The 21,735-nt window shown below is 60.5% G+C and carries 14 protein-coding genes and 3 pseudogenes; 12 read left to right on the forward strand and 5 right to left on the reverse strand.

The annotated features are described in order from the left end of the window. Window positions 1-486: 486 nt before the first annotated feature. The 8 genes and pseudogenes from C8K18_RS15395 to C8K18_RS15430 all read left to right on the forward strand — a co-directional run bounded on the left by C8K18_RS15395 (window position 487) and on the right by C8K18_RS15430 (window position 12,284). Window positions 487-1,806 carry an MFS transporter gene (locus C8K18_RS15395; RefSeq protein ID WP_107708020.1) on the forward strand — a complete coding sequence of 440 codons (1,320 nt, stop codon included), beginning with the start codon at window positions 487-489 and terminating at the stop codon, window positions 1,804-1,806. Next, entirely contained in the window at window positions 1,803-3,563 is a 1,761-nt protein-coding gene (locus C8K18_RS15400; protein WP_107708022.1) for a winged helix-turn-helix domain-containing protein, read from the forward strand. Before C8K18_RS15395 ends, C8K18_RS15400 begins: the two co-directional genes overlap by 4 nt. Window positions 3,564-3,849: 286 nt before the next feature. Next, window positions 3,850-4,098, forward strand: a complete 249-nt coding sequence (locus C8K18_RS15405) for a hypothetical protein (RefSeq protein ID WP_132384636.1) — start codon at window positions 3,850-3,852, stop codon at window positions 4,096-4,098. Window positions 4,099-4,251: 153 nt separating this feature from the next. Continuing rightward, the gene (locus C8K18_RS15410; protein ID WP_107708026.1) at window positions 4,252-4,857 is read left to right on the forward strand and encodes a hypothetical protein; all 606 of its coding nucleotides are present in this window, start codon (window positions 4,252-4,254) and stop codon (window positions 4,855-4,857) included. 379 nt (window positions 4,858-5,236) lie between these two features. Beyond that, window positions 5,237-6,666, forward strand: a pseudogene (locus C8K18_RS15415) (IS1182 family transposase). Between the two features lie 510 nt (window positions 6,667-7,176). Continuing rightward, window positions 7,177-9,576, forward strand: a complete 2,400-nt coding sequence (locus tag C8K18_RS15420) for a filamentous hemagglutinin N-terminal domain-containing protein (RefSeq protein WP_107708028.1) — start codon at window positions 7,177-7,179, stop codon at window positions 9,574-9,576. A 199-nt stretch (window positions 9,577-9,775) separates the two neighbouring features. After that, window positions 9,776-10,720 (forward strand): annotated as a pseudogene (locus C8K18_RS15425) (NADH-quinone oxidoreductase subunit N); the annotation flags it as partial. Window positions 10,721-10,988: 268 nt separating this feature from the next. Beyond that, window positions 10,989-12,284 carry a TAXI family TRAP transporter solute-binding subunit gene (locus C8K18_RS15430; RefSeq protein WP_107708030.1) on the forward strand — a complete coding sequence of 432 codons (1,296 nt, stop codon included), beginning with the start codon at window positions 10,989-10,991 and terminating at the stop codon, window positions 12,282-12,284. 263 nt (window positions 12,285-12,547) lie between these two features. Here the strand turns inward: C8K18_RS15430 and C8K18_RS15435 are convergent, their stop codons facing one another. From C8K18_RS15435 to C8K18_RS15455, 4 genes and pseudogenes are all read right to left on the reverse strand, one after another. Then, window positions 12,548-13,474: a transporter gene (locus tag C8K18_RS15435; protein ID WP_258196130.1), complete on the reverse strand. Its 927-nt coding sequence runs from the start codon at window positions 13,472-13,474 to the stop codon at window positions 12,548-12,550. A 523-nt stretch (window positions 13,475-13,997) separates the two neighbouring features. Then, window positions 13,998-14,579: pseudogene (locus tag C8K18_RS34135) on the reverse strand (DUF3313 domain-containing protein); the annotation flags it as partial. A 1,053-nt stretch (window positions 14,580-15,632) separates the two neighbouring features. After that, complete coding sequence (locus C8K18_RS15445; protein ID WP_107708037.1) at window positions 15,633-16,277, reverse strand: response regulator transcription factor; 645 nt, start codon at window positions 16,275-16,277, stop codon at window positions 15,633-15,635. Between the two features lie 501 nt (window positions 16,278-16,778). After that, window positions 16,779-17,165, reverse strand: a complete 387-nt coding sequence (locus tag C8K18_RS15455) for a response regulator transcription factor (RefSeq protein ID WP_107708145.1) — start codon at window positions 17,163-17,165, stop codon at window positions 16,779-16,781. A 428-nt stretch (window positions 17,166-17,593) separates the two neighbouring features. Between C8K18_RS15455 and C8K18_RS15460 the strand changes: the two genes are divergently transcribed. Then, complete coding sequence (locus C8K18_RS15460; protein ID WP_107708039.1) at window positions 17,594-17,929, forward strand: DUF4148 domain-containing protein; 336 nt, start codon at window positions 17,594-17,596, stop codon at window positions 17,927-17,929. A 131-nt stretch (window positions 17,930-18,060) separates the two neighbouring features. Further along, window positions 18,061-18,792: an alpha/beta hydrolase gene (locus tag C8K18_RS15465; RefSeq protein ID WP_375135814.1), complete on the forward strand. Its 732-nt coding sequence runs from the start codon at window positions 18,061-18,063 to the stop codon at window positions 18,790-18,792. A gap of 68 nt (window positions 18,793-18,860) precedes the next feature. Here C8K18_RS15465 and C8K18_RS15470 read toward each other — a convergent pair whose 3' ends face one another. Beyond that, on the reverse strand, window positions 18,861-19,232 hold the full coding sequence (locus tag C8K18_RS15470; RefSeq protein ID WP_107708043.1) for a YciI family protein: 372 nt from the start codon (window positions 19,230-19,232) through the stop codon (window positions 18,861-18,863). Between the two features lie 412 nt (window positions 19,233-19,644). Here C8K18_RS15470 and C8K18_RS15475 point away from each other — a divergent pair, with 412 nt between their 5' ends. Both C8K18_RS15475 and C8K18_RS15480 read left to right on the forward strand, forming a co-directional pair. Then, window positions 19,645-20,532, forward strand: coding sequence for a LysR family transcriptional regulator (locus tag C8K18_RS15475; RefSeq protein ID WP_107708045.1), 888 nt, complete (start codon window positions 19,645-19,647; stop codon window positions 20,530-20,532). 142 nt (window positions 20,533-20,674) lie between these two features. Continuing rightward, on the forward strand, window positions 20,675-21,691 hold the full coding sequence (locus tag C8K18_RS15480) for a succinylglutamate desuccinylase/aspartoacylase family protein (protein WP_107708147.1): 1,017 nt from the start codon (window positions 20,675-20,677) through the stop codon (window positions 21,689-21,691). The last annotated feature ends 44 nt before the right edge of the window (window positions 21,692-21,735 follow it).

A 21,735-nucleotide genomic window follows, 5' to 3' on the forward strand; every position in this document is an offset into this window, starting at 1 on the left:
CCATTCGGGCGATCATGTTGGTCGGCGGTTCATCGGCCATTGCGGTCGTTCAAGGCCCGGGCGTGGTCGGGCGGCTGCTCGCCGCCTTCCGGCCGTTCGCACATCGCCAGTCTCGAGTGACTGATCATGCCCGCCGCCAATGCGTACTCGCGACTCTGAACCGCCCTTCGACCCGGGTTCGCCTTATAGCAGCTTCCGAGATTGAGCCGACGCTCGAGCATCCACGCGAGAGCGCGGATCAATGACCGTAGTAGGCCCACGTTAAGCGGTCATTGACTTGCCCGCTCTGGCGTTAGCTGTTCCTCGCGTACCTTCAGTAGCGGACCGACGCCATTCGCGCGCTCAGCACTTCCCTTGCGATCGTGCTTTCTCCGCAGCCGATTGTCGTCCAGAATGAATGTTCACTGCGCGAAGCGGCAGATCAAGCGTATCCGTGTTGCCCGGCCATGCAGGGGTTGGACGCCGTCCTTAAAGCGGGGGAAGGCCATGCTTGACGATTCGCGTCCCGACCGAATCAGGCCAGTCACTGTCCGTCATCGCTGGACGGTTCTGGTCGCGAGCACGGGTGGCGCGCTCGAAGTCTTCGACTTCGTGATCTACGGGTTTTTTGCCCAAAATATCGGCGCGGAATTCTTTCCGCGACAAATGGGCGTATCGGGGCAGACGCTGTCGTTCACGGTGCTGGCGGCAGGCTACCTCTCAAGGCCTCTCGGAGGCATCGTCCTCGGTCATTTCGGCGACAAATATGGCCGGCGCATCGTGTTCATATCGTCGGCGATGATCGCGGCCGTCTCCACGCTCCTGATTGGAATGCTTCCTTCATATGCCGTCTGGGGCGCGACTGCCTCGGTCCTTCTTTTAGCGTTACGGCTCGTTCAGGGGTTGTGTCTGGGCGGCGAACTGCCCGGCGCTGTCATCTATGCCGTAGAGACCGCACGCGGGAGGCCGGGGTTCATCTGCGGCATCGTCTTCGTCGCGGTCAATCTTGCGTTGTTGCTGGCCACGACCGTGAACATGGTGGTGCAAAGCATGCTCGCCACCGACCGGATCAGCGCCTCGGGATGGCGCATCGGCTTCCTTATTGGCGGCATGGTTGGCCTGTTGAGTTTCGCGCTGCGCCGTACGCTTGCGGAAACCGATGAGTACGCGCAGGCCATCGGCGCTCGACACCGTGAACCGCTGGCCGTGCTGTTTCGCAGCCATCTCAGGCCGGTCGCCGCAGGTGTTGCCGCGTGCTCGCTGGTGGGTGCATCGAGTGGCATGTTCATCGGATTCATGCCAAGTTATCTGCAAGGACTTCACTACGAAGCACGGGAAATTGGGAGCGCGCAGATCCTTTATCTGATTGCTGTCGCGGCTTGCATTCTCATCACGTCCTATGTCGGCGACCTGTTGCCGCGATACTACGTGTTCAGAGCGGGGACCGTCCTGTCGGCTCTGCTCACGCCGATCTTCTTCATCGCGGCCGCCCGTTATCACGTGAACCTGACCGCCTGGTTCATCCTGGCCGGTACGGTGACTTCACTGGCAAACGGAGTCTATGCGTGCGCAATCGCCGAAATGTTTCCCGTCGACGTCAGATTCAGCGGCCTCGCGACCGCCATGAACCTCGGATTGGCTGCCTCGCTCGGTCTCACTCCCCTCGCCGCTCACATCGCCGCTTCAAATGCTCACTGGAATCCCGGGCTGCCGCTCGTCGCGTGTGCCGCGTTCGCATTCGCCGCCTCCTTCGGAATGCGTCGCGTCCCGCGGCGAGGCGATAGCGACGAGGCAAGCAGGCGCTCCCGCCGCGAGGAGCGCGCATGAGTTCTCAAGACGGCATCAGGATTGCGGATGTGGAGCTCGACATCCAGCGCTACGAATTGCGTCGCGGCGGCGAGATGGTGCGACTCGAGCGGCTGCCAATGGAACTGCTGATGCTGATGGCGTCGCGTCACGGGCAACTGGTCACCCGTACCGAGATCGTGAGGGCGCTCTGGGGCACGAACACGTATCGCGAAACCGACAACAGCATCAATACGGCGATCCGCAAGATCCGCGTCGCGCTGGGCGAGGACCCCGAAAGTCCCAGGTACCTCGTGACTGTGAAAGGCAAAGGCTATCGGCTCGACGGCATCCGGCTCCCGAACCGTGAGGCGCCGACGGCTACTGCGCCGGCCCTTCGCGTGCTGGTACTGCCGTTTGAGAACAAGACGGACGATGCCAGCCTCGACGGTTTCTGTTCCGCCCTCGCAGACGAGACTTCGGCCAACATCGGCATTCTCTACCCGGAACAGATTCTGGTCATCGCCAGGACGACCGCTGCACGCTATCGGCGGTCGGAAAAGAGCATCTCCGAGATCGCACATGAGCTAACCGTCGATTATGTGCTCGAAGGCGCGCTGACGCGTGAGGGCGCAAGAATCCGCATTCTGGCGCAACTGATACGCTCTTTCGATCAGGTCCAGATCTGGAGCCGCGCGCACGAACCGATCGCAAAAGGCGCGCTTGATATTCAGAAAGAAGTGGGCGCCGCGTTAGCTCAAGAGGTGTCTCCGGCGCTCGCGGAGCAACAGCAGCACCGGCTGGCGAGGCGCCTGCCCGTCGATCCTTCGGCGCACGATGCATATCTGCGCGGGCGCTATTACTGGACCCGGCGAGTTCACTTCGACGCGGGGTTTGCTGCCCACCACGGACTGAGCGACGAAGACTTCATTCGCGCGCATGGCTACTTCGAAACCGCCGTCAACCTCGACCCGACTTATGCGCTCGGCTACGTCGGCCTGTCGAACATTTTCGGATCGACCGCGACGCACGGATTTTACGCGCCGTCGCAAGGCTATCCGAAGGCACGCGAGGCGGCACTGCGAGCACTCGAACTAGATCCGAACCTGCCTGAGGCCCATCAGGCGCTCGCCGGCGTGCACTACTTCTACGACTGGGACTGGCACCGGGCCGAGGAGGAATTTCTCGAAGCGTTGCGGCTCAACCCGAGCCATGCCGAAACGAGCCGCCTGTACGCGAGGCTTCTGATCGTGCTCGGACGAGAAGCCGAAGGACGGGCGCAGTTCGAGCTTGCCGAAAAGGTCGACCCGCTCGGCTTCGAAGGATCGCGGCTCCTCGGTCTCGTACAGTCGGGCAGATACGACGAAGTCATCGGCGAATATCTTAAGGCCGGGCATGGCAACCGGTCGCCGCTGATCTATCAGTTGCTGGCAACCGCCTTCGAGGTTCGCGGCCAGTACGAAGAAGCGATCGACGCCACGATCGATGCGCTCACGCGCTGCAACGAATTCACACGGGCATCGACGATTCGAACCGTGTGGGATTCGGGCGGCTATGCGAAGGTCCTGCAATGGTATTTGCAAGACCTGATGGCGCGGCGTCAGCGGAGCTATACGTCCCCCTTCCTGTTCGCCGAGATCTACGCGAGGCTCGGCCAGCAGGACGAGATGTTCCATTGGCTCGGTGTGGCACTTGCCGAGCATTCGCCGCGCCTGTGCGAACTGCGCACGAGCGCATGGTTTCATCGCTATCGATCGATGGGACGGTTCAGGGAGGTGGAAAGACGTATCGGCTATTAGGATGGCTATCGCATGCCACCGGCGTCATCGATAACGCACCGACTCTGTCTTTTTATCGCGCTGGATTGGGAACTGAACCTGGTCTTCTGAGCCCGATTTCCCCGTTGCCCGCACGAGTTAACGATTTCTTCAGATGCCGTCGATGGCCCTGTTCGCGGTCTAGCCGCAGCATGGCCATAGCGATGCCGGCACGAGGCTTCCTGTGCTGAAGAGCAGCCGTCCGGGACCGCCTCCGAGGCCAGTCATGCTCTGACCGTGCAGTTCACCTTTGCAGGAGTAAATGGACATGAAGACAATCCGAATTGCTGCCGCTTGCGCGCTTGTCGCCCTCGTCACGGGGCAGTCGTGGGCGCAGGACAAGATGACAACGTCGCAGGCCGAACCGGCTGCCCAGGACGTCGGAGGCGTTGCCGATACGCCCAAAGGAGAGGCGGGGCACGCCATGGCTTCTACGCGGCAATCTGCCGATGTTTCCGGCCATTGGCCGCAAGCAGACCAAAGCCGTGTATCCAGTAGTCCGTTCAGCCACCACTGAACCGCCTTCGTGCTTGCGATGGTGAACTTGAGGCAGGGACTTACGTGCTCGCTCTGCACACCGGCACGGCGCACGCCCGCCTCATCCCACCAGGCAATGGCCCCCTGCGCGCCGTGATGTTTCGCGCCTGATCTGGGCGACAAGGAGCTTATCGTGAAGATCAAACAATTCAGCATTCTGTCAGCAACCGCCGTGGCACTGCTCTTACTCAATGGCGCCGCGCAGGCTGACGGTCCGGGTGGACACGACGGACGCGGCGGCTCACGCGGCCTGTGTTCGAACGCAACGCTCAGAGGACCGTATGCATTCACCGGTCACGGAGAAATCATAGGCTTGATAGGACCGAACAATAAAGTTGCTCCCTATGCCTCCACGTCGATTCTTGATGACGTCGCCCTCGTGACGTTCGATGGCACAGGCGGCTTTTCGCGCACCGACTTCGGCATGATCGGCGGGCTGCCAAAAGGAGGCCTGACGACCTTCAATCCAAACCAGAATGGAACATACACAGTCAACTCCGATTGCACCGGCACCATGAAAATCGTCTATACCGCTGGAGGAGCGGTGCCGGCGGGTGTCGAAACTGACCTGAACATGGTTGTCGCTGCGGACGGGACGCTCGTCGAATCCGTGGTCTATAGGGCAGTCACCGTCTCAGGCGCGAGCGGGGACGGCTCGGTAACGTGCCCGCAGTATTGCGAGCAGGCCGTGCAAGAAAGTTTCGAGGGGAAGAAGATCGTTGTCTACGGCTTCCGCTAATCGGGTTCAACGGGCTGACGCTCGCGGAGGCGCTGCCATGAGCGGCGCCAAGCCCGACGTTGGGCGCAGAGGGTCGGTCCTTTACTTCCCGTACCGTCTGCCTGCGCGATAGGGTCACTTCCCCGACCGGTCGCAATACGGAGGCCGCCACCCGTGCTCGCAATCCGGTGGAAATCGACGCCATCAGTATGATCTGCACTGCACTGGGAGTCCGAGCGCCGATCACATGACCACGAGCGTGAGTCTGTTCTTGAGGCGCAGCGGACGTTCGAGCGTCGACGTGAAGGTCTTGCTGAACGTCTCTTTGGGGCCCCGATTGTGTCAAAACGCAATTTTTGACACATTAAAATGGCTCATCCCACAGCGGAGGATGAGCGAGATGAAGCGGTTCGTTCAAGGCGACAGTCGTACACAGAGCTTTCTCCTCCCTGAAGCACTCGATGACTACGTGACGGACACCAATCCCGTGCGCGTAGTCGACGTTTTTGTAGACGAGCTTGATCTTCAGACACTTGGGTTTGCAGGTGTCGAGCCAGCGCTAACGGGTCGGCCTTCGTATCATCCGGAGGTGATGCTCAAGATCTATATTTACGGCTATCTGAACCGTATTCAATCCAGTCGTCGCCTTGAACGCGAGGCTCAGCGCAACGTCGAGCTGATGTGGCTCACGGGTCGCCTCGCCCCGGACTTCAAGACCATTGCGCGGTTCCGCAAAGACAATGGCAAAGCAATCCGCAGCGTCTGTCGTCAGTTCGTCATGCTCTGCCAGCGTCTTGAGCTGTTCGCAGAAGCGTTCGTTGCGATAGACGGCAGCAAGTTCAAGGCGGTGAACAATCGCGACCGCAACTTCACGAGCGCCAAGCTCGAACGACGCATGCGCGATATTGAATCAAGTATCGCCCGCTATCTCGAGGCTATGGACACGGCGGATCGTCAGGAGCCTGCAATCGCGAAGGCCAGAGCAGAGCGACTACAGGACAAGATTGCAGCCTTGAAGGAACAGATGCAAAGCCTCAAGGCAATTGAGGTCAAGCTGAGCGAAGCACCCGACCGACAGGTGTCGCTCACTGACCCGGATGCCCGTTCGATGAAGACGCGCGGGACTGGAGTCGTCGGCTACAACGTCCAGACGGCGGTAGACACGAAGCACCATCTGATCGTCGCACACGTCGTGACCAATGACGGCATTGATCGTGATCAGCTGGCGTCGATGGCGAAGCTTGCCCGTACAGAGATGGGCGTCGGCAAGCTGACTGCAGTTGCAGACCGTGGCTACTACAAGAGCAAGGAGATACTCGCATGCCATCAGGCTGGAATAACCGTATTCGTTCCAAAGACGGTGACATCGAGCGCAACGGCTCATGGCCGCTTCGGCAAGGAAGACTTCATTTACAACGCAAAGACTAACGAATATAGGTGCCCCGCAGGCGAGCGGCTCATATGGCGATTCTGAACGATTGAGCGCGGCCTGAAGATCAGCAAGTACTGGAGTTCGAATTGCCAGCAATGTTCGCTAAAAGGGGAATGCACACCGGGGCCCAACGTCGCGTAGCGCGCTGGGAGCACGAAGCTGTTCTCGATGAGATGCAGGTACGGCTTGATCATGTGCCCGAGATGATGCGTATCCGGAGACAGACTGTCGAGCACCCGTTCGGCACGATCAAGGCATGGATGGGCGCCACTCATTTCCTGACACGAACCATTGAACGGGTGAGTACTGAGATGAGCTTGCACGTGTTGGCGTACAACATGAAGCGGGTAATCAAAGTACTCGGTTCAGAAGCGCTTACGAGTGCGATGCGGGCGTGATGCCCGTACGGGCTTGTTTGATCCTTCGCAATCTGGACGACTGTGATTTGACCTTCGGCTTGCCCCGTCGACACGCCTCCGTCAGCGCCGGGACAGGTGTCGTCTATTCCCACGAATTGCGCGTTTTGACACAATCTGGGCCGAAACCGGAAGTCCGGGGCGCACTGCTTCGCGGGTCACCTGCCAGCAACAATTTCCCACCCTTCACCGCCCTCCAAGGTCTGAAACACTACATGGCCGGTCACTGCTGACAGGAGGTCGCCCCGCTCGCGTAACTGCCAGCGTGTCAGCCGCCTCGTTGTCACGGATATTCTGAGCACGCCGCAAATCTGGTGATGCCGGATAGCTCGCAACAACGTTAGGCCCCGGCCGGGCGACGCTGGGTTATTTTCTGGCATGAAGCGGACAAGGTAACTAATATTCTGACTGTGGCTTAGCCACGCTTAAAGCGGTTCCGGTCGGATGGCGGGAGCCGTTGCATCCACTCGACCTTCCGCGGAAGGGGGTTGTATGGCACCTTCGTCTTTCCGTCGTCCTGTACGACGCGCGCCAGATTTCCGACACTCGCCGCGGCGCATCGCGCCCCGCATCGGTATCTCCTTCGCTGGGTTGTTGTTGGGGCACGCGGCGCTTGCCGGTGGCGTCCTCCCGCAAGGCGGCCACTACACTGCCGGCGCAGGGACCATCGCAAGCCAGGGCGCCGCCCTCGTCGTCACGCAACCTGGTTCGACCCGTGGTGTGATCGACTGGAACAGCTTCTCGATTGGCAAAGGCAACACCGTCACGTTCGACAACGATGGAGGCGCAACGCTCAATCGCGTGACGGGTAGCTCGCCTTCGGCGCTCCTGGGCAACCTGAACGCGACGGGCAGTGTGTATCTGATTAACCCGCAAGGCATCGTGGTGGGCCGCAGCGGCGTCATCAGTACGGGCGGACGATTCGTGGCTTCGACGCTCGACCTACCGAATAGCGCATTCTTGAATGGCGGAACGCTCACGCTCGCGGGAACATCGAGCGGGAAGGTGGTGAATCTTGGCAAGATCAGCTCGACGGGTGGCGATGTCTTTCTTATCGCACACGATGCCGTAGTGAATGCCGGCTCCGTCAGCGCACAGAACGGCACGGCGGAATACGTCACCGGTCAGCAAGTGGTGTTGTACGAATCGTCGAACAGCAGACAGGTATTCGTGCAGATCAGCAGCAAAGGCACCGTGGTCGATCGCGGCATCACGCAGGCCGCGCAGATCAAGCTCGAAGCAGCCGACGGCAATATTTATGCACTCGCCGGCAGTGGCTCGCGTATCCGGGCGACCGGGACAGCTATGCGCGACGGTCACATCTGGCTGGTTGCCGGCGATGGTCACGTCATGCAGCAAGGCACGCTGGACGCAACGAATGCCGATGGTCGCGGCGGCACTGTGGATACGCTCGCGAACTCGCTCACCTTGGCGAGCGACGCCACCGTGCGGGCGGGATCGTGGAACGTGTCAACGCCGAACTTCACTGTCGATAACGCCGCTGCGGGTGCGTTCGTGCGCAGCCTGAACGCGGGCACAACCGTCGACGCAACCGCAACCGGTACGAACGGCGCAAGCGGCGACATGACCGTTGCGTCGAATCTCAGCTGGCAAGGTCCAGCGTCATTATCGCTGGTGGCTTTTCGCAACGTGACGATTGCCCCCGCCACTACGATTAAAAACACCGGCAGCGGCAATCTGAGCTTGCGGGCGGACGCGGCGAGCATCGACAACGCGGGCGGCGTCGCCAACCACGGCACGATCGACTGGTCGGATAGCACGGGATTTGTCAGTTCGTTATATGACATGAACGGCAGCTATGCGGCGGGAAACAGCCTTTCAAACCAGGCGTGGACCGCGCCGCCAGACAGCGCTCTCGTCACTCAGGTCACGGCCTATAAGCTCGTCAATTCGCTAACCGATCTTGAGGACGTCGGACTCGACCTGTCAGGCACCTACGCCCTTGGAAGAGATGTGAATGCGCAGCCACCGTCCGGAAGCGCTAACGCCCCCATTGGCAGTTTTCCGTCACACCCTTTCACCGGGCAATTCGACGGCATGGGGCACACAATTTCGAACCTGGAAATTGTGGACTCCTCTTCCGAGATTCATCCAGGCGTCGGCCTGTTCAGCGAGATTGGAACGGCGGGCGTCGTGCGCAACCTGAGCGTACAAGGCAGCATCAGCGGCAGTAGCTCGCTGAACGGTGGCGACTACGGCGTTCTGGCGGGCATCAACGACGGCGGCACTATTGCCTCGGTGCATACCAGCGGCAAAGTGATAACCGCGTCAGGCAACTCGGTTGGCGGCCTCGTTGGGTGGTCCAATGGCGCGATAAGGCGGTCTTCGAGCAATGCAGACGTCCAATCCGGAGCTTCTTTTACTGGAGGCTTGGTGGGATACAACGCCGCAGTAATCAGTCAGTCGTTTGCTTCGGGGAGCGTCACTGGAAGTGAAATAGGAGTAGGCGGGCTCGTTGGGGTCAATGCGAATACGATCACACAGTCCTACTCGACCGGCCCAGTCACTGTTCCTGTCCAGTGTTTCTGTGCCGGGGCACTGGTTGGCCAGAATCTCTACAGCGTGATCGAACAGTCTTTTGCAACCGGTCGGGTGCAAGCGCCGGGAGGTGGCGGGGGCATCGCCGGCTACAACCTTGGGCCAGTGTCGATAGCCAGTGACGTCTACTGGGATACGCAGACGACCGGCGCCAGCGTCGCCGTGCTTGGCGTGGCCGGCAACTCGCAACCGGGCAACGCACGAGGTCTGACCACTGCCCAGATGAGCGTACCGTCGAGCTTTGGCCCGACGTACGATTTCAGCCCCAACGGGGTTTGGTTGATACCCTCGGGAGGAACGCATCCTGTGTTGCGCTGGCAACTAGCGCACTGAATCTGAGTAGGGCTTTTTATGCCCGTGGTTGCTTCAGATGCAGATACCGAAATGACGTCAGGGATGCCGATCAGGTACGCAGGGCCCGGCTGTGGGTTGACCGTCCTCCAGCGCGAAGCGACAGTGTCGATCTTCACCCTGGCTCGCGGTCAACCTTCATTCGATGAACTCGCGCTGGCGCCAAGGATGTCAATTAAAGTCAATGCTCTACGGCGCAACGGGCTCCCTGGAACTGAACGACGTGCTGTCAGCAGTCGCTTCTGGCCGCATCAATGAGGCGGTGCTGCTGTTGGGCGTAGTTTTCATCGTCGCAGGCATCGCATTCAAGCTGGGCATCGCGCCGTTCCACATGTGGGTGCCGGACGTCTATCAGGGCGCGCCGACCGCAATGACGCTTTTCGTCGGGGGCGGTCCAAAGCTTGCGGCGTTCGCGTGGGGCCTGCGCTTCCTTGTTATGGGCCTGCTGCCGCTCGCCGTCGACTGGCAGAGAATGCTCGTGATCCTGGCTGCGCTTTCGATGATCGTCGGCAGCATTACCGGTGTGGTCCAGCTTAACGTCAAGCGGATGCTCGCGTACTCGGCCATTTCTAACATGGGGTTTCTGTTGCTTGGACTGCTGGCGGGAGTCGTCGACGGAACGGCCGGACAGGAGGCCAGCGCATACGGTTCGGCTATGTTTTACAGCATCGCGTATCTCATTACGACGACGGGGACATTCGGCGTAATCATGCTGCTAGCTCGCCGCAATTTCGAGGCGGATACGCTACAGGACTTCAAGGGTCTGAACCAACGTAGCCCCGTGTTCGCGTTCGTAATGATGGTGATGATGTTCTCCCTCGCCGGCATACCGCCGACCGTCGGATTCTACGCGAAGCTCGCCGTACTCGAAGCCACGATGAACGCAGACCTTACATGGCTCGCGGTGCTGGCCGTGATCACCTCGCTGATTAGTGCGTACTACTACCTGCGCATCGTCAAACTCATGTACTTTGATGCACCGCAGGACACATCTCCGCTCATGGCCGGCGCCTGCAACCGCACGCTCCTCGCGCTGAACGGCGTTGCGGTGCTGGCGCTTGGCATCGTTCCGGGCCCGCTAATGACGGCCTGCCTACAGGCCGTTTCGCAGACATTGCCGCGATGAACACCGGTGTCGGCTTCGTTCCGCATGCGGCAGCGGAAACGAGAACCCGAGGCCCAGGCGCTGATGGACAATAGTCCGCGAGATAGCACCAAAGGCCAATTGTCCTGGCTCAGCGCCCGGGCTAGCATTCAAGAACTGACCCAAGCTGCGGGTGGCCGAGAGGAAGGTAGCTGAGATGGGACATCGGGGCGCACGAGAGACGCCTGATAACCGAGATCGAAACACGTCCAAGCGTCCGCCGGCGTTTTACCGTGGCGAGAAGGCGCCGATGAAGCCTGGGCGCCGACGGCTTCTCTTCATCGCGGCGGTACTGCTGCTTGTCGTGCTTGGCTGGGGGTTGGCCACCGTACTAAAGCCCGCCTTCCAACGCACGATTGTCATCACAACCGGAGCGGACGGGGGCATCTATCGAGGGTTCGCAGATCGGTACGCAAACCTCCTGAAGCGTGATGGCATCACGCTAGACATCCGCAGTTCTTCCGGATCGGTCGAAAACTATCAGCGACTAACGGATCCCCACAGCGCTTACGAAGTGGGCTTTATCCAGTCCGGCACAACCATCGCCAAAGAACACGACAATCTGCAGACCATCGCCGCAGTGTCGTATGAGCCGATCTGGGTGTTTTATCGTGGCGACGTCACCGTCAACCGGCTCGCACAGCTACGAGGCAAACGGATCGCGATAGGGATTCCTGGCAGCGGGCTGCTTAACGTAGCGCACGTCCTGCTCACGTATAGCGGCGTATCCAGCGACAACTCGACACTGCGAGAACTGGACGCAGTCAAAGCGTACGAGGGACTGCGAAACGGCCAACTGGACGCGGGCTTCTTTATTGGCAGGCCGGATGCATCGATGCAAACGAGCTTACTAAACAGTAATCTGAAGCTGATGAGCTTTGCCCAGGCTGATGCATTGGTGCAAAAGTTTCCCTCGCTTTCCAAGATCGTTTTCCCGCGTGCCTCTACCAGCATTGTCAACGACCTGCCTCAAACTGATGTCACTCTTCTGGCAGCGACCGCACTGTTCGTGTCAAAAGATACCCTGCACCCTGCGCTCGTTTACCTTCTGCTGGAGGCGGCCAGGACTGTCCATGGCGGCGAAGACTACTTCACGCCGCTCGGCGCGTTTCCAAACCTGAACACTGATGAGTTTCCGGTTTCCGACGAGAGCGCGCGTTACTTCAAATCTGGCCGCCCCTTCTTGCAGCGCTACCTACCGTTCTGGCTGGCGAGTTTTGTCGAACGGCGCCTGCTGATCCTGCTTCCCTTCGTGGCCGTGCTGGTGGGTTTGCTGCAGGCTGTGCCGGGCATGGTCGAGGCCCGCATCAAAAACCGGCTTGTCCTCTGGTATCGCGCAATCAACTCGCTCGAAGATGAGATCTGGCGGAATCCGCAACCGACTCCCGCACAGATCGCGCAATGGAGAGACGAAATCGACAAGATCGACGAGCACGCCTGCCGCATGCGGATTCCGAAGCGCTATTTCACCGATGTCTACGCGCTTAAGCAGGCCATTGGCGTCGTGCGGGCCCGGATTTTCCATGTCGCCGGAAAACCGGAGTAATAGCCGGATCACGCGCCAGCGGCATTCGTCGTGATCCTTTCGCGCTATCCCCAGGATTCGTTTCCGCCGATGCAGCGGAGTCAGACCTTCTGTTTGCAATACGAGGGGGCGAACGCTCCCGTCAGACACTTATGGCGGGAAATGCAAAGACGTCTGGTCGGCGCAGCGCGCCGCGTGAGGTGGCTCGTATGTCCCATGTCAGAGCGCCGTCGCCCTGGCGTTTTTCAAAGCCTGTAGACAGTAAAAAGCCGCCAGTGTAACCGTCACTGATTGAACCAGCGGTACTGCAAAGAAAGAGACACAGTCTGGAAATCGCTCCCGACGCGCGTTATCAGCCCATGCGACCATGCGAGCTTCGCTGACCAGTGCGAAGCAAGCGGGATCGATAATGTCACGCCGTACCGCACGCTGCTCTGGAGGTCGTGGTTTTCTACACCGTCTACGCTTGTCCGACCTCCCGAGAAGTACGTCAGGTCAGCGGAGAGCCACAATCCAGGACGCCACGTATAGCCGCTATGCCACTGAAGAACGGGTATGGGCGCCTGGCTACGCTGATGTCCTCCGAAAAATTGATTGTTGTCTGTGAACAGCCATACACCGGCCGCACCCTCCACGAACCAATCCCCCAAGGGTTGAGACAGTCCGAGTTCCGGCCTGAACGCCCAACGGTTCGATCCGACGTTTATCAAACGGGACGGCACATACTGGCCGGTCGGCGCGATCACTGTCAGGCTCGCGCCTAGCGTAGTGGTAGCTTGACGACGTGCAAATTCCTCCGGCGGAAGCGCAGGGCCACCTAACACGTTCGCTGCGAATCTGAACGCCGCGTCGCCCATCCCAGACCGCCACGCGGTCCCGGGTACGCCTTGTACATTGCCGCTCAAATCGGCATTGTTGTAGGGTACCGCCAGCGCGAAGCTCGCGGCATGTCCCGCAATTCCGAAGGTGTGCGAATAGCCCAGTAGATACGTGTTGATTTTGGCGCTAACGTCGGTGACCGGCAGCGTGGGATCTAGCGACATCCCGCCGGTTGATCGGGCATAGCTTGCTACTATGAAATTGGTACCTGTGGGAGCCGCCGAATAGGCGCGCGGCTCCATTTCCTGCGCGCAACTCAGCGTAGGCCATAACAGAACAACTGCAGCGGTCGCATGCTGGAGCCATTTGCCATTGCCAGTTGCCGTGGGCACGCGACTAGCTGCTGTGAGTCGAGCCGGATCCGCGCGACGCGACTTGATCGATACCGCCTGCGGGGCCATGAGTCATCACCACATGACTGGAAGTGTTCTGGTAGTCGATGTCAGAGGGCGTTACACGGCGCAAACGCGACAGCGGACCCATGCACCACTGGCACTCGCCGCCCGACTGTGCGGCATATACTCCTTTGCCATGTAGCCGACGATGTGGTCGTGCAAGTGCGTGCCCGATCGCGCGAGTAGCGAACACGGTCAAAGATACCCTCCCACCGAAGCAGACGTCTATCGCCCATCGGATCACGGAGAACACCAGTTACATGCTTAGTTGCAGCGCTCTGCAAGTCGACAGTGGGGATAGGAGACGTCGTCGTGAGCCACAGAGCGTAAACCGAGCGGGATCGCTCCAACGTCCCATCCTTCATGCAACACCGGGCTTCAATCCGGTGTCAGCATGATTCCCCCCGTTTCATCGCAGGCGCCGTGAAGCATCCGCCTGCGCGGCCATATCTGGTCCGTCTCACCTAGGTTTGACGTACTGCGCCGGTTCAGGAAAGGCGGAGTCTGCCAGATCATCAAGTAACGGCTTTAATGTGTCCAACGTCAAGACCGGTTGCCTTGCAACCTGGGTCAGCCGCTCGCCTGTCCCAATCCGTACTCTCTCTCCCAACAACTCATCTGTGACACTGTCTGTTCCCTCGGCTTCGATGACTATAAAGGCCCGTTGAGGCGTACCTGTCGCGGTCCTCAGTGCCATAGTCGCCACAAACACCATGGGTACAAAATGGTACGGCTTGAGGCCCTCGCTCTGCGATGCGACGCTGGTAAATCCGGCGCGAAGACGCAGAACCCCCGGCGCGGGCCGATCCACCATCCTGAACCGCTGACCGAGTGATTGCTTCAGTGTGTCATTTGAATAGGCGAGGATCTGTTGCAACGTCTCGGCGCTCACTTGGTCGTTCGGTCTCGGCTCCGGATAGAAAACCAGCGGGTCGAGCAATATCGCGTTGTAGTTGGCCCGCGTGAGCCTGGGACTGACCCAGGCCCGAATGGTCCTGCCCTGGCTGTCAGTGGTCTGCGTCAGACGAAAATAATCCCTTAGGAAACCAGAGTTCTCCGGCGCGTTGGAATCGGACCCAGAACTTCACCCTGACCCAAGTCCGCCCGCGCACGCTCCCAGTATTACGGCGACCATGACGGCGCCTATCTTGCCCGATAACGCGTTCTTCATTCTCACCTCCTCAGTGTCGTGCAACCACCGTCATAAAAGAGCGGCGAAGGCGTGTATAGCTGAATTCGCGCCTCGCGCGGCGTCAATCGCGCCGATGCTAACCGCGCTGCAATCCCGTCCTCTCCGATGAGCAACAACTGTTGGCACGGAGGCTTGGCCCCCGGATGCATCGGCCACCAGTGGACCATAGGTCACAAACGCATACGCCGATATCGGACGAAGGTCCCATATCAGCACCTGAGTGCATCCGTCGTTGCAAATCGCGGCCCGGTGAAAGCGCGATCGGCGCATGACCGGCTATAGTTGGTCAACGCTGACCGTTTTCGACCAGGCGCAATGTCGTGCGCTGTTTGTAATCATTGGCAGCTTCACGAGACATGAGAGATACCGCGTACGGAGTCGATTGCAGTGAAAGTTGACGTCTGCCGATACTGGCACGCGAACTTCGGGGAACGTGACTTGTGGCTGCCCTTCCCGCGCGGACGCGTGAATGCCTAGCTCGTACGAACAGCCACCCACCTGGGCGAACGAACGGCCGTTACACCGTCGGGATCCGTCATCGGGCTCATGCCGGGTCGAAGGTCTGCAATGGGTGCGGCAGCGTCAGCCCGCTCTTCAGTTTCATCGCGGAAAGCGGTCAGTGGAATCTCGCCGCCCGGGAGCGGACAGTCGTCAGCGCGTACTTCCGACCCACTTGAGCCGTTCCACCCGGCGCCACCTCGACGGCAGCTCCCAAGGTACATCGGCCACTCGCGCGCCGTTGCACTTACGCTCTAGTGCGCATCGCTATCGGTATGGCGCTCGCGTGGTGTCATTACCGGTACGATCGCAGTCGCGGCAGTGCGTGGATTTGCTATCACGTCGACTCGGCCAGCGCCATACCGCCTGTTTGGAGTCATAGGCGGAGATGTCTCCCGGTGGCTTTCAGTTCCGATTCGGCCCAACGCCCAACGCCTCTGCCTTGCGCACCAGCTCCGCAAGCGAGCGCGCGTGCATCTTCTTCATCGCCTGTCCGCGGTGGATCTTGACCGTGATTTCGCTTAGGTCCAGTTCAGACGCGATCTGCTTGTTCATTAACCCCGACACGACGAACGCCATCACTTCCCGTTCTCGCGGCGTCAGCGATTCGTAGCAGGCCCGCAGATCGGCGACGGAGCGGCTCGACGTTCGCCGTTTCTCATCGAGGGCAAGCGCGTTCTCGACGGCATCGAGCATGTCCTGGTCGCGAAACGGCTTGGCGAGGAAGTCTTGTGCGCCTGCCTTCATCGCTTTGACGGTCATCGCGATATCGCCGTGCGCGGTCATAAAAACGATCGGCAGGCCAAGTTCGCTTGCCGCGATCTGCTCCTGCACCGCCAGTCCGCTCTGCCCTTTAAGACGCACGTCGAGGATCAGACAGCTAGCCACGTCCGGCATCTCGCACGCGAGGAACTCTTGCGCCGATGCGAACGTCTGCACGGCAAGTCCCACCGAGCGCAGTAACATGCTGACGGCATCGCGCATCGAGTCGTCATCCTCGACGACATAGACCATCGCATTGCTGGCAGACTTGTCGAGCGGGGTGCTCATGGCATCTCTCCCTGTCAACGGGCAGAATCAACTGCAACGACGCACCGCGTTGCGCGGCGGGCTCGGCCCAAGATGCGGCCGCAATGCGCCTCGACGATCGACCGGCAGATCGACAGACCCATGCCCATACTATCGGCCCTGGTCGTGAAGAAGGCGTTGAATATTTGCCCGCGCTGTCCTCGCTAATGCCCGGCCCTGAATCTTCGACGCCCCCATGTGCTTGATGATCGCTGAGCAGCCCCATGGCGCGCGGGAGGTTGCCGTGCGCCCGCGCGACGAGCAGCACGACAACGACATAAAATACGGCGATCGCGATGTCAAGCGGCGTGAGTGCATCAATCAGGAAACCCCCAGCGCAAGGGCACCGGCAAGCGCCCATGCTATTCGCGCATCGTGGCGCGGGGTATCGGCCGACTCGTGCTGCTGGCCGCGCGGATCGGCCGGACTAAGCGGTGCAGGCATAGGTAGTCGAATTGGCGTTGACTTGACGAAGACGTGCGCTCAGCGGGCACCGGTATCGAACCGTTGCGGCAACATACGCAGGCATTCGGATACGACGGCCCCATCCACCGGCTTGCCGACAAAACACAGTGCGCCGCCGTCGAGCGCCTGCCTTCGCACTGCGTCGGATACGAACGCGGTGACGAAGATGATTGGCAACGCGAGACCCAGCTCGCGCAGCCGCCGCTGCAACTGCAGGCCGGTCATGCCAGGCATCTGCACGTCGCTAATGATGCACGCAACTTCGTCAAAATGCCTGCATTCCAGAAACGATTCCGCAGACGAATACAGATGCACATTCCAGCCGAGCGAGCGCAACAGGCTCGACGTGGCGGCGCCAACCGATTCGTCGTCGTCGATGACTGAGACTAATGGAGGGAAGTTCAAGCGCGTGTCCTCGATCATATGCTGTCGGCGCGGCCCGCACATCCGGTCCGCTCGTGTGGTGCCAATCTTAGAGAGCGTGACGGGCGCGGCAAGTCATATGTGCGTATAGCTTCTTCCGACCGCTGCCAGGCGGGTCATACGTTGGTATGGCGGCGTCATGCGCCGCAGCGTTGCAGCTGACCGAAGGTTTCGATGAGCGTCGTGGACGCGCCTCATCGAATGCACGCACGGTCATCCGAAAGTACACGCGGAACCAACACCAGGATGCCTGCTCGCGCGCCTTCGTACGATGGCCCGGCAAGCCACGCCCGACTACATTTCATTCACGGCTGGACCAACGACACGGTCAGCCGCATAAAGCATCGCCTGACGCATGACAGGTGCTTCAAGGCCCAGCTGATTCGTTCAATCATCCAAGGAGTTTGATCATGAAGAAAATCTTCGTTTGTCTCGCAGTCGCCGCAAGCGCACTCGCCGCGCCCGCTTTGAGCTTCGCACAGTCCAGCGAGCCGGTCACGCGCGCCGAAGTCCGCGCCGATCTGGTGCAGCTCGAACACGCGGGTTACAAGTCGGCGCTTGCAAGCGATGCCTACTACCCTAACGACATCCAGGCTGCGGAAGCAAAAGTCGCTGCACAACAGGGGAGCGGCGGTTTCGGCGGCGCGCAGCAGCGCACCTCGTCGGGCGCGCCAGCGCGCATGTCGATGACAACATCGACCTGCGTCGGTCCCGCGGGTTTCTGCTCGCCCTACTTCGGAAGCTGATTGTCGCGGCCGGGCGGCCGAGCCATCCCGGCCCATTCCACCTCTCTTATCCGATGACGGAGTCACTTGTGAAATTTCTCTCGCATCTATCGATTGCGCTCGCAGTCGCCGCTGGTTTTTCCTTGCCCGCGATGGCCGCCACGCCCGCTTCTGAACCTGGTCCTGCGCCAGCCAAAAATATCGTTCTCGTCCATGGCGCGTGGGTCGACGGCTCTGGCTGGAAACCGGTCTACGACATCCTCGTGAAGGACGGCTATCACGTCAGTCTCGTGCAGGAACCGTTGACCTCGCTGGCGGACGATGTGGCGGCCACCCGCCGCGTACTGGACCTGCAGCAAGGTCCGACGATACTTGTCGGTCATAGTTATGGCGGTTCGGTCATCACCGAAGCCGGCGTGCATCCGAACGTGGTCGGCCTGGTCTATGTCGCGGCGCATGCGCCTGCGGTCGGGGAAGATGAAAGCGCGCTCGGCAAACGCATGCCGAGCTACACGTCGAAGCAATCGGACACCATCGAGAAGACTGCCGATGGCTACACCTATCTGAATCCCGCTGTATTCCCGGAAGACTTCGCGGCCGATCTGCCACCGGCGGAAGCGAAGTTCGAATCGCACGCGCAGATGCTTACGGCCGCGAATGTCTTTTCGACACCGTTGACTGCTGCGGCGTGGACATACAAACCGAGCTGGGGCATCGTCGCGGGCGACGACAAGATCATCAGTCCCGGCCTGGAGCGCTGGTACTACGAGCGGGCACATAGCCACACGACGGTGATTCCCGGCGCAAGTCATTCCGTGTATGAATCGCGTCCGCGGCAGGTTGCTGCAGTCATTGAGGAGGCAGCGCGGCATGCGCGGCCATGAGCGACGCCCCACCATGGCCATGAAAGCCGTGCGCGTGCGGATCGACGCGATAGACGTCGCGTCGACCGTTATCGAGCCAGGTAGAAATCCATGGGGATAAGCTCAACGGCCCATCCGCCTTCTTCACCCAGAGTGGCGGCCGGGTGCATGGACGCGATGCGCAACGCCTCGTCAAGGCTATCCGCTTCGATGATAAACAGGCCGCCCACGACTTCCTTCGACTCGGTGTACGGTCCATCGGTCACTTGCGTTTTGCCACTGCGCGGGCGAAGTGTCCTCCAGCCGTCCAGATCGCCAAGCGACGCGGAAATCAGAACCTTGCCGGTAGCACGCATCTTCTCGTCCAACGCGGGGCATCGGCTCACCAGTTCCTTGACGTCGTCCGATGGCATTGCGGAAAACCCTTCGGGGGTGAAGTAGGCCAAGCCGAGGTATTTCATAGAAGATCCTTTGCGTGGGTATGTACTGACGACGAAGCTGATGATCGGAAATCGACAATGCTTTCGCAAAATTTCGTGGCAGGTTCTGCCAACCTCGCCGCTCCGGGTCGATGGCGAATTTTTTAGTCAAGGCGATTCGCTGCGCGTACTCTTCCGAAGGACTTCAGAGGTCGGCCTCGGTCGAAACCGGAAAATTCGGCCTGAGCCCGCCAGTCACCGGCTCGGCCTCGCCGCGAATTTCCCTTGTCGGCCCACAATCGCCTTTCGACCCAAATGCGAAAGCAACGGCAGGTTGCAAGCTGCAATGGCCAGTCGCGCGGCGTCTCGGCCGGCAAATAGTCGGTCTTTGCCGACTTTGGGTAACGTCCACGATGATTTACCATTACGCTCCTGCGTTCTTGGGCTTCCCACCATGGAACTCCGGCACCTCCGCTATTTCGTTGCCGTCGCCGAGTTGCGCAGCGTACGCGCTGCGTCTGAACAACTGCACGTGACGCAGCCTGCGATCTCGCGGCAAATCCAGGACCTCGAAGAAGCCATCGGGGCGGCGTTGTTCGATCGCACACCACGCGGCCTGGTGCTCACATCCGCGGGCAAAGCCTACCTGGCAGAAGCGCGCGAGATACTGGACCGTGTCGACGCTGCCAATCGCCTCCCCCGCCAGATCGCCTCGGGCTTGCGTGGACATTTGCGGGTCGGTTTCGTCGAAAACGCAGCATGGAGCGGCGTGGTCTCGCGTGCATTACGCGAATTCGAACAGGCCGTGGCGGATGTGAGACTCGAACTGCTACCGATGAACACACCGGAACAACTCGAATCGATTGCGGCCGGGCAGCTCAACGGTGGCTTCTGCTATCGCGTGGGAGTGCTGCCCGAAGGGATCTCGAGCGTGCGCGTGCTGGAACAGAATGTCGTGCTGGCCGTCCCCGAAGCGTGGCCGCTCGGCAAAGAGGGAGCCGTCGTAACCGCTGCGCTTCGGGACACCCCATTTATCGCATTTCCGCGTCGCGTTTATCCCGCGTACTACGATCGATTGCTCAGCGCTTGCGCCGAGCGCGGCCTCACACTCGACATCCGGCAGGAGGCCAGCACCGAAACGGCGATTTTATCGCTCGTGACCGCGGGCATGGGAGGCGCGATTGTGAATGCCGCGAATCGCGATCGGCCGCCAGCGCGCGTGCGTTTCGTCGATCTGCAGGATCTTTCGGTGCCGTTGCCACTCGAATTCTGCTTCCTCGCAAACGGAGGAAACCCGGCCCTGGAGCGGTTCGTCGATCAGTTGCGGCAGGCGGCGCCCTAACGTGCCGCGTCAATGGGGGAAGCCGTAGACAGTGATGCTCCGGAGGCATCACCCGCAGCAGAAAACGGCATTGGGCATGCGCTTTAGCGTCGGCGATAGTAAAGGCAACCGGGGCGCCGCCTCGATCTCTACGGATCGCACCATGTCAAATCTTCCATCCCTTCTCGCCACTGACGTGGATTTCGAGCGCACGGGTTTTCAGACCGGCACGCTCAGGCTCCCCTGGTCGCACGATCGCTCGGCGTACGGCTACGTTCCGATCCCGCTTGCCGTGCTCAACGCCGACGCCGGCACCGGCCCCACGGTGCTGCTGACGGGCGGCAATCACGGCGATGAATACGAAGGTCCTGTCGCGCTCATGAAGCTGTTGCAGCGACTACCTTCGATGACAATACGCGGCCGTCTCATCGTGATTCCCGCTCTGAATTTCCCGGCTTTCATCAACGGCACGCGTACCTCCCCCATCGATCGCGGCAATCTGAACCGGATGTTCCCTGGCGCACGCAACGGGCAACCGACCGAGATGATCGCGCACTACGTCGAAACGGAACTTCTTCCGCGCGCCGATATCGTGATTGACTTCCACGCGGGAGGTGCATCGTTCGAACACGCCCCTACGCTTCTTGCATCCCCACCGGGCGACGGCGAGCGGCGTGAGCTCTATCTTGATCTTGTCCGCGCGTTCGGTGCGCCGAACACGATGATCATGGATCTGCTTGGCGAAGACCGCACATTCGCGGCGGCGGCCGAACGCCACGGAAGGCTCTTTCTTTGCGGTGAATTTGGCGGCCACGCGGGCTGCGACGCGGCCAACCTCGCGATTGTCGAAAGCGGGCTGCACCGGGTACTGCACCGGCTAGGTGTCGTGCCGGAAAACGATCCGTTGCCCGCTGGCCAAACGCGCTTTCTTCGCGTGGAAGGCGCGCGCCACTACGTGTATTCACCGCTTGCCGGCGTATTCGAGCCCGCCTTCGCGCTTGGCGATCGCGTTCGAGAAGGACAGGTCGCGGGGCGGCTGTTCGATCCGCACCGGCCATGGAAGGCGCCGAAGGAGATTCGGTTTCGTGCGGACGCCACAGTGGTTTGCATGCGCACATTTGCGCGCGTGGAACCCGGCGACTGCATCGCGCTGCTGGCGGCGGATACCCGCGCCGATTAAGCACCGAACAGGCACAACCAGAACGGTGCGTTTCTATCCCCCGA

This window comes from Paraburkholderia sp. GV068 (assembly GCF_003058125.1).
GTDB classification, from domain to species: Bacteria; Pseudomonadota; Gammaproteobacteria; order Burkholderiales; family Burkholderiaceae; genus Paraburkholderia; species Paraburkholderia graminis.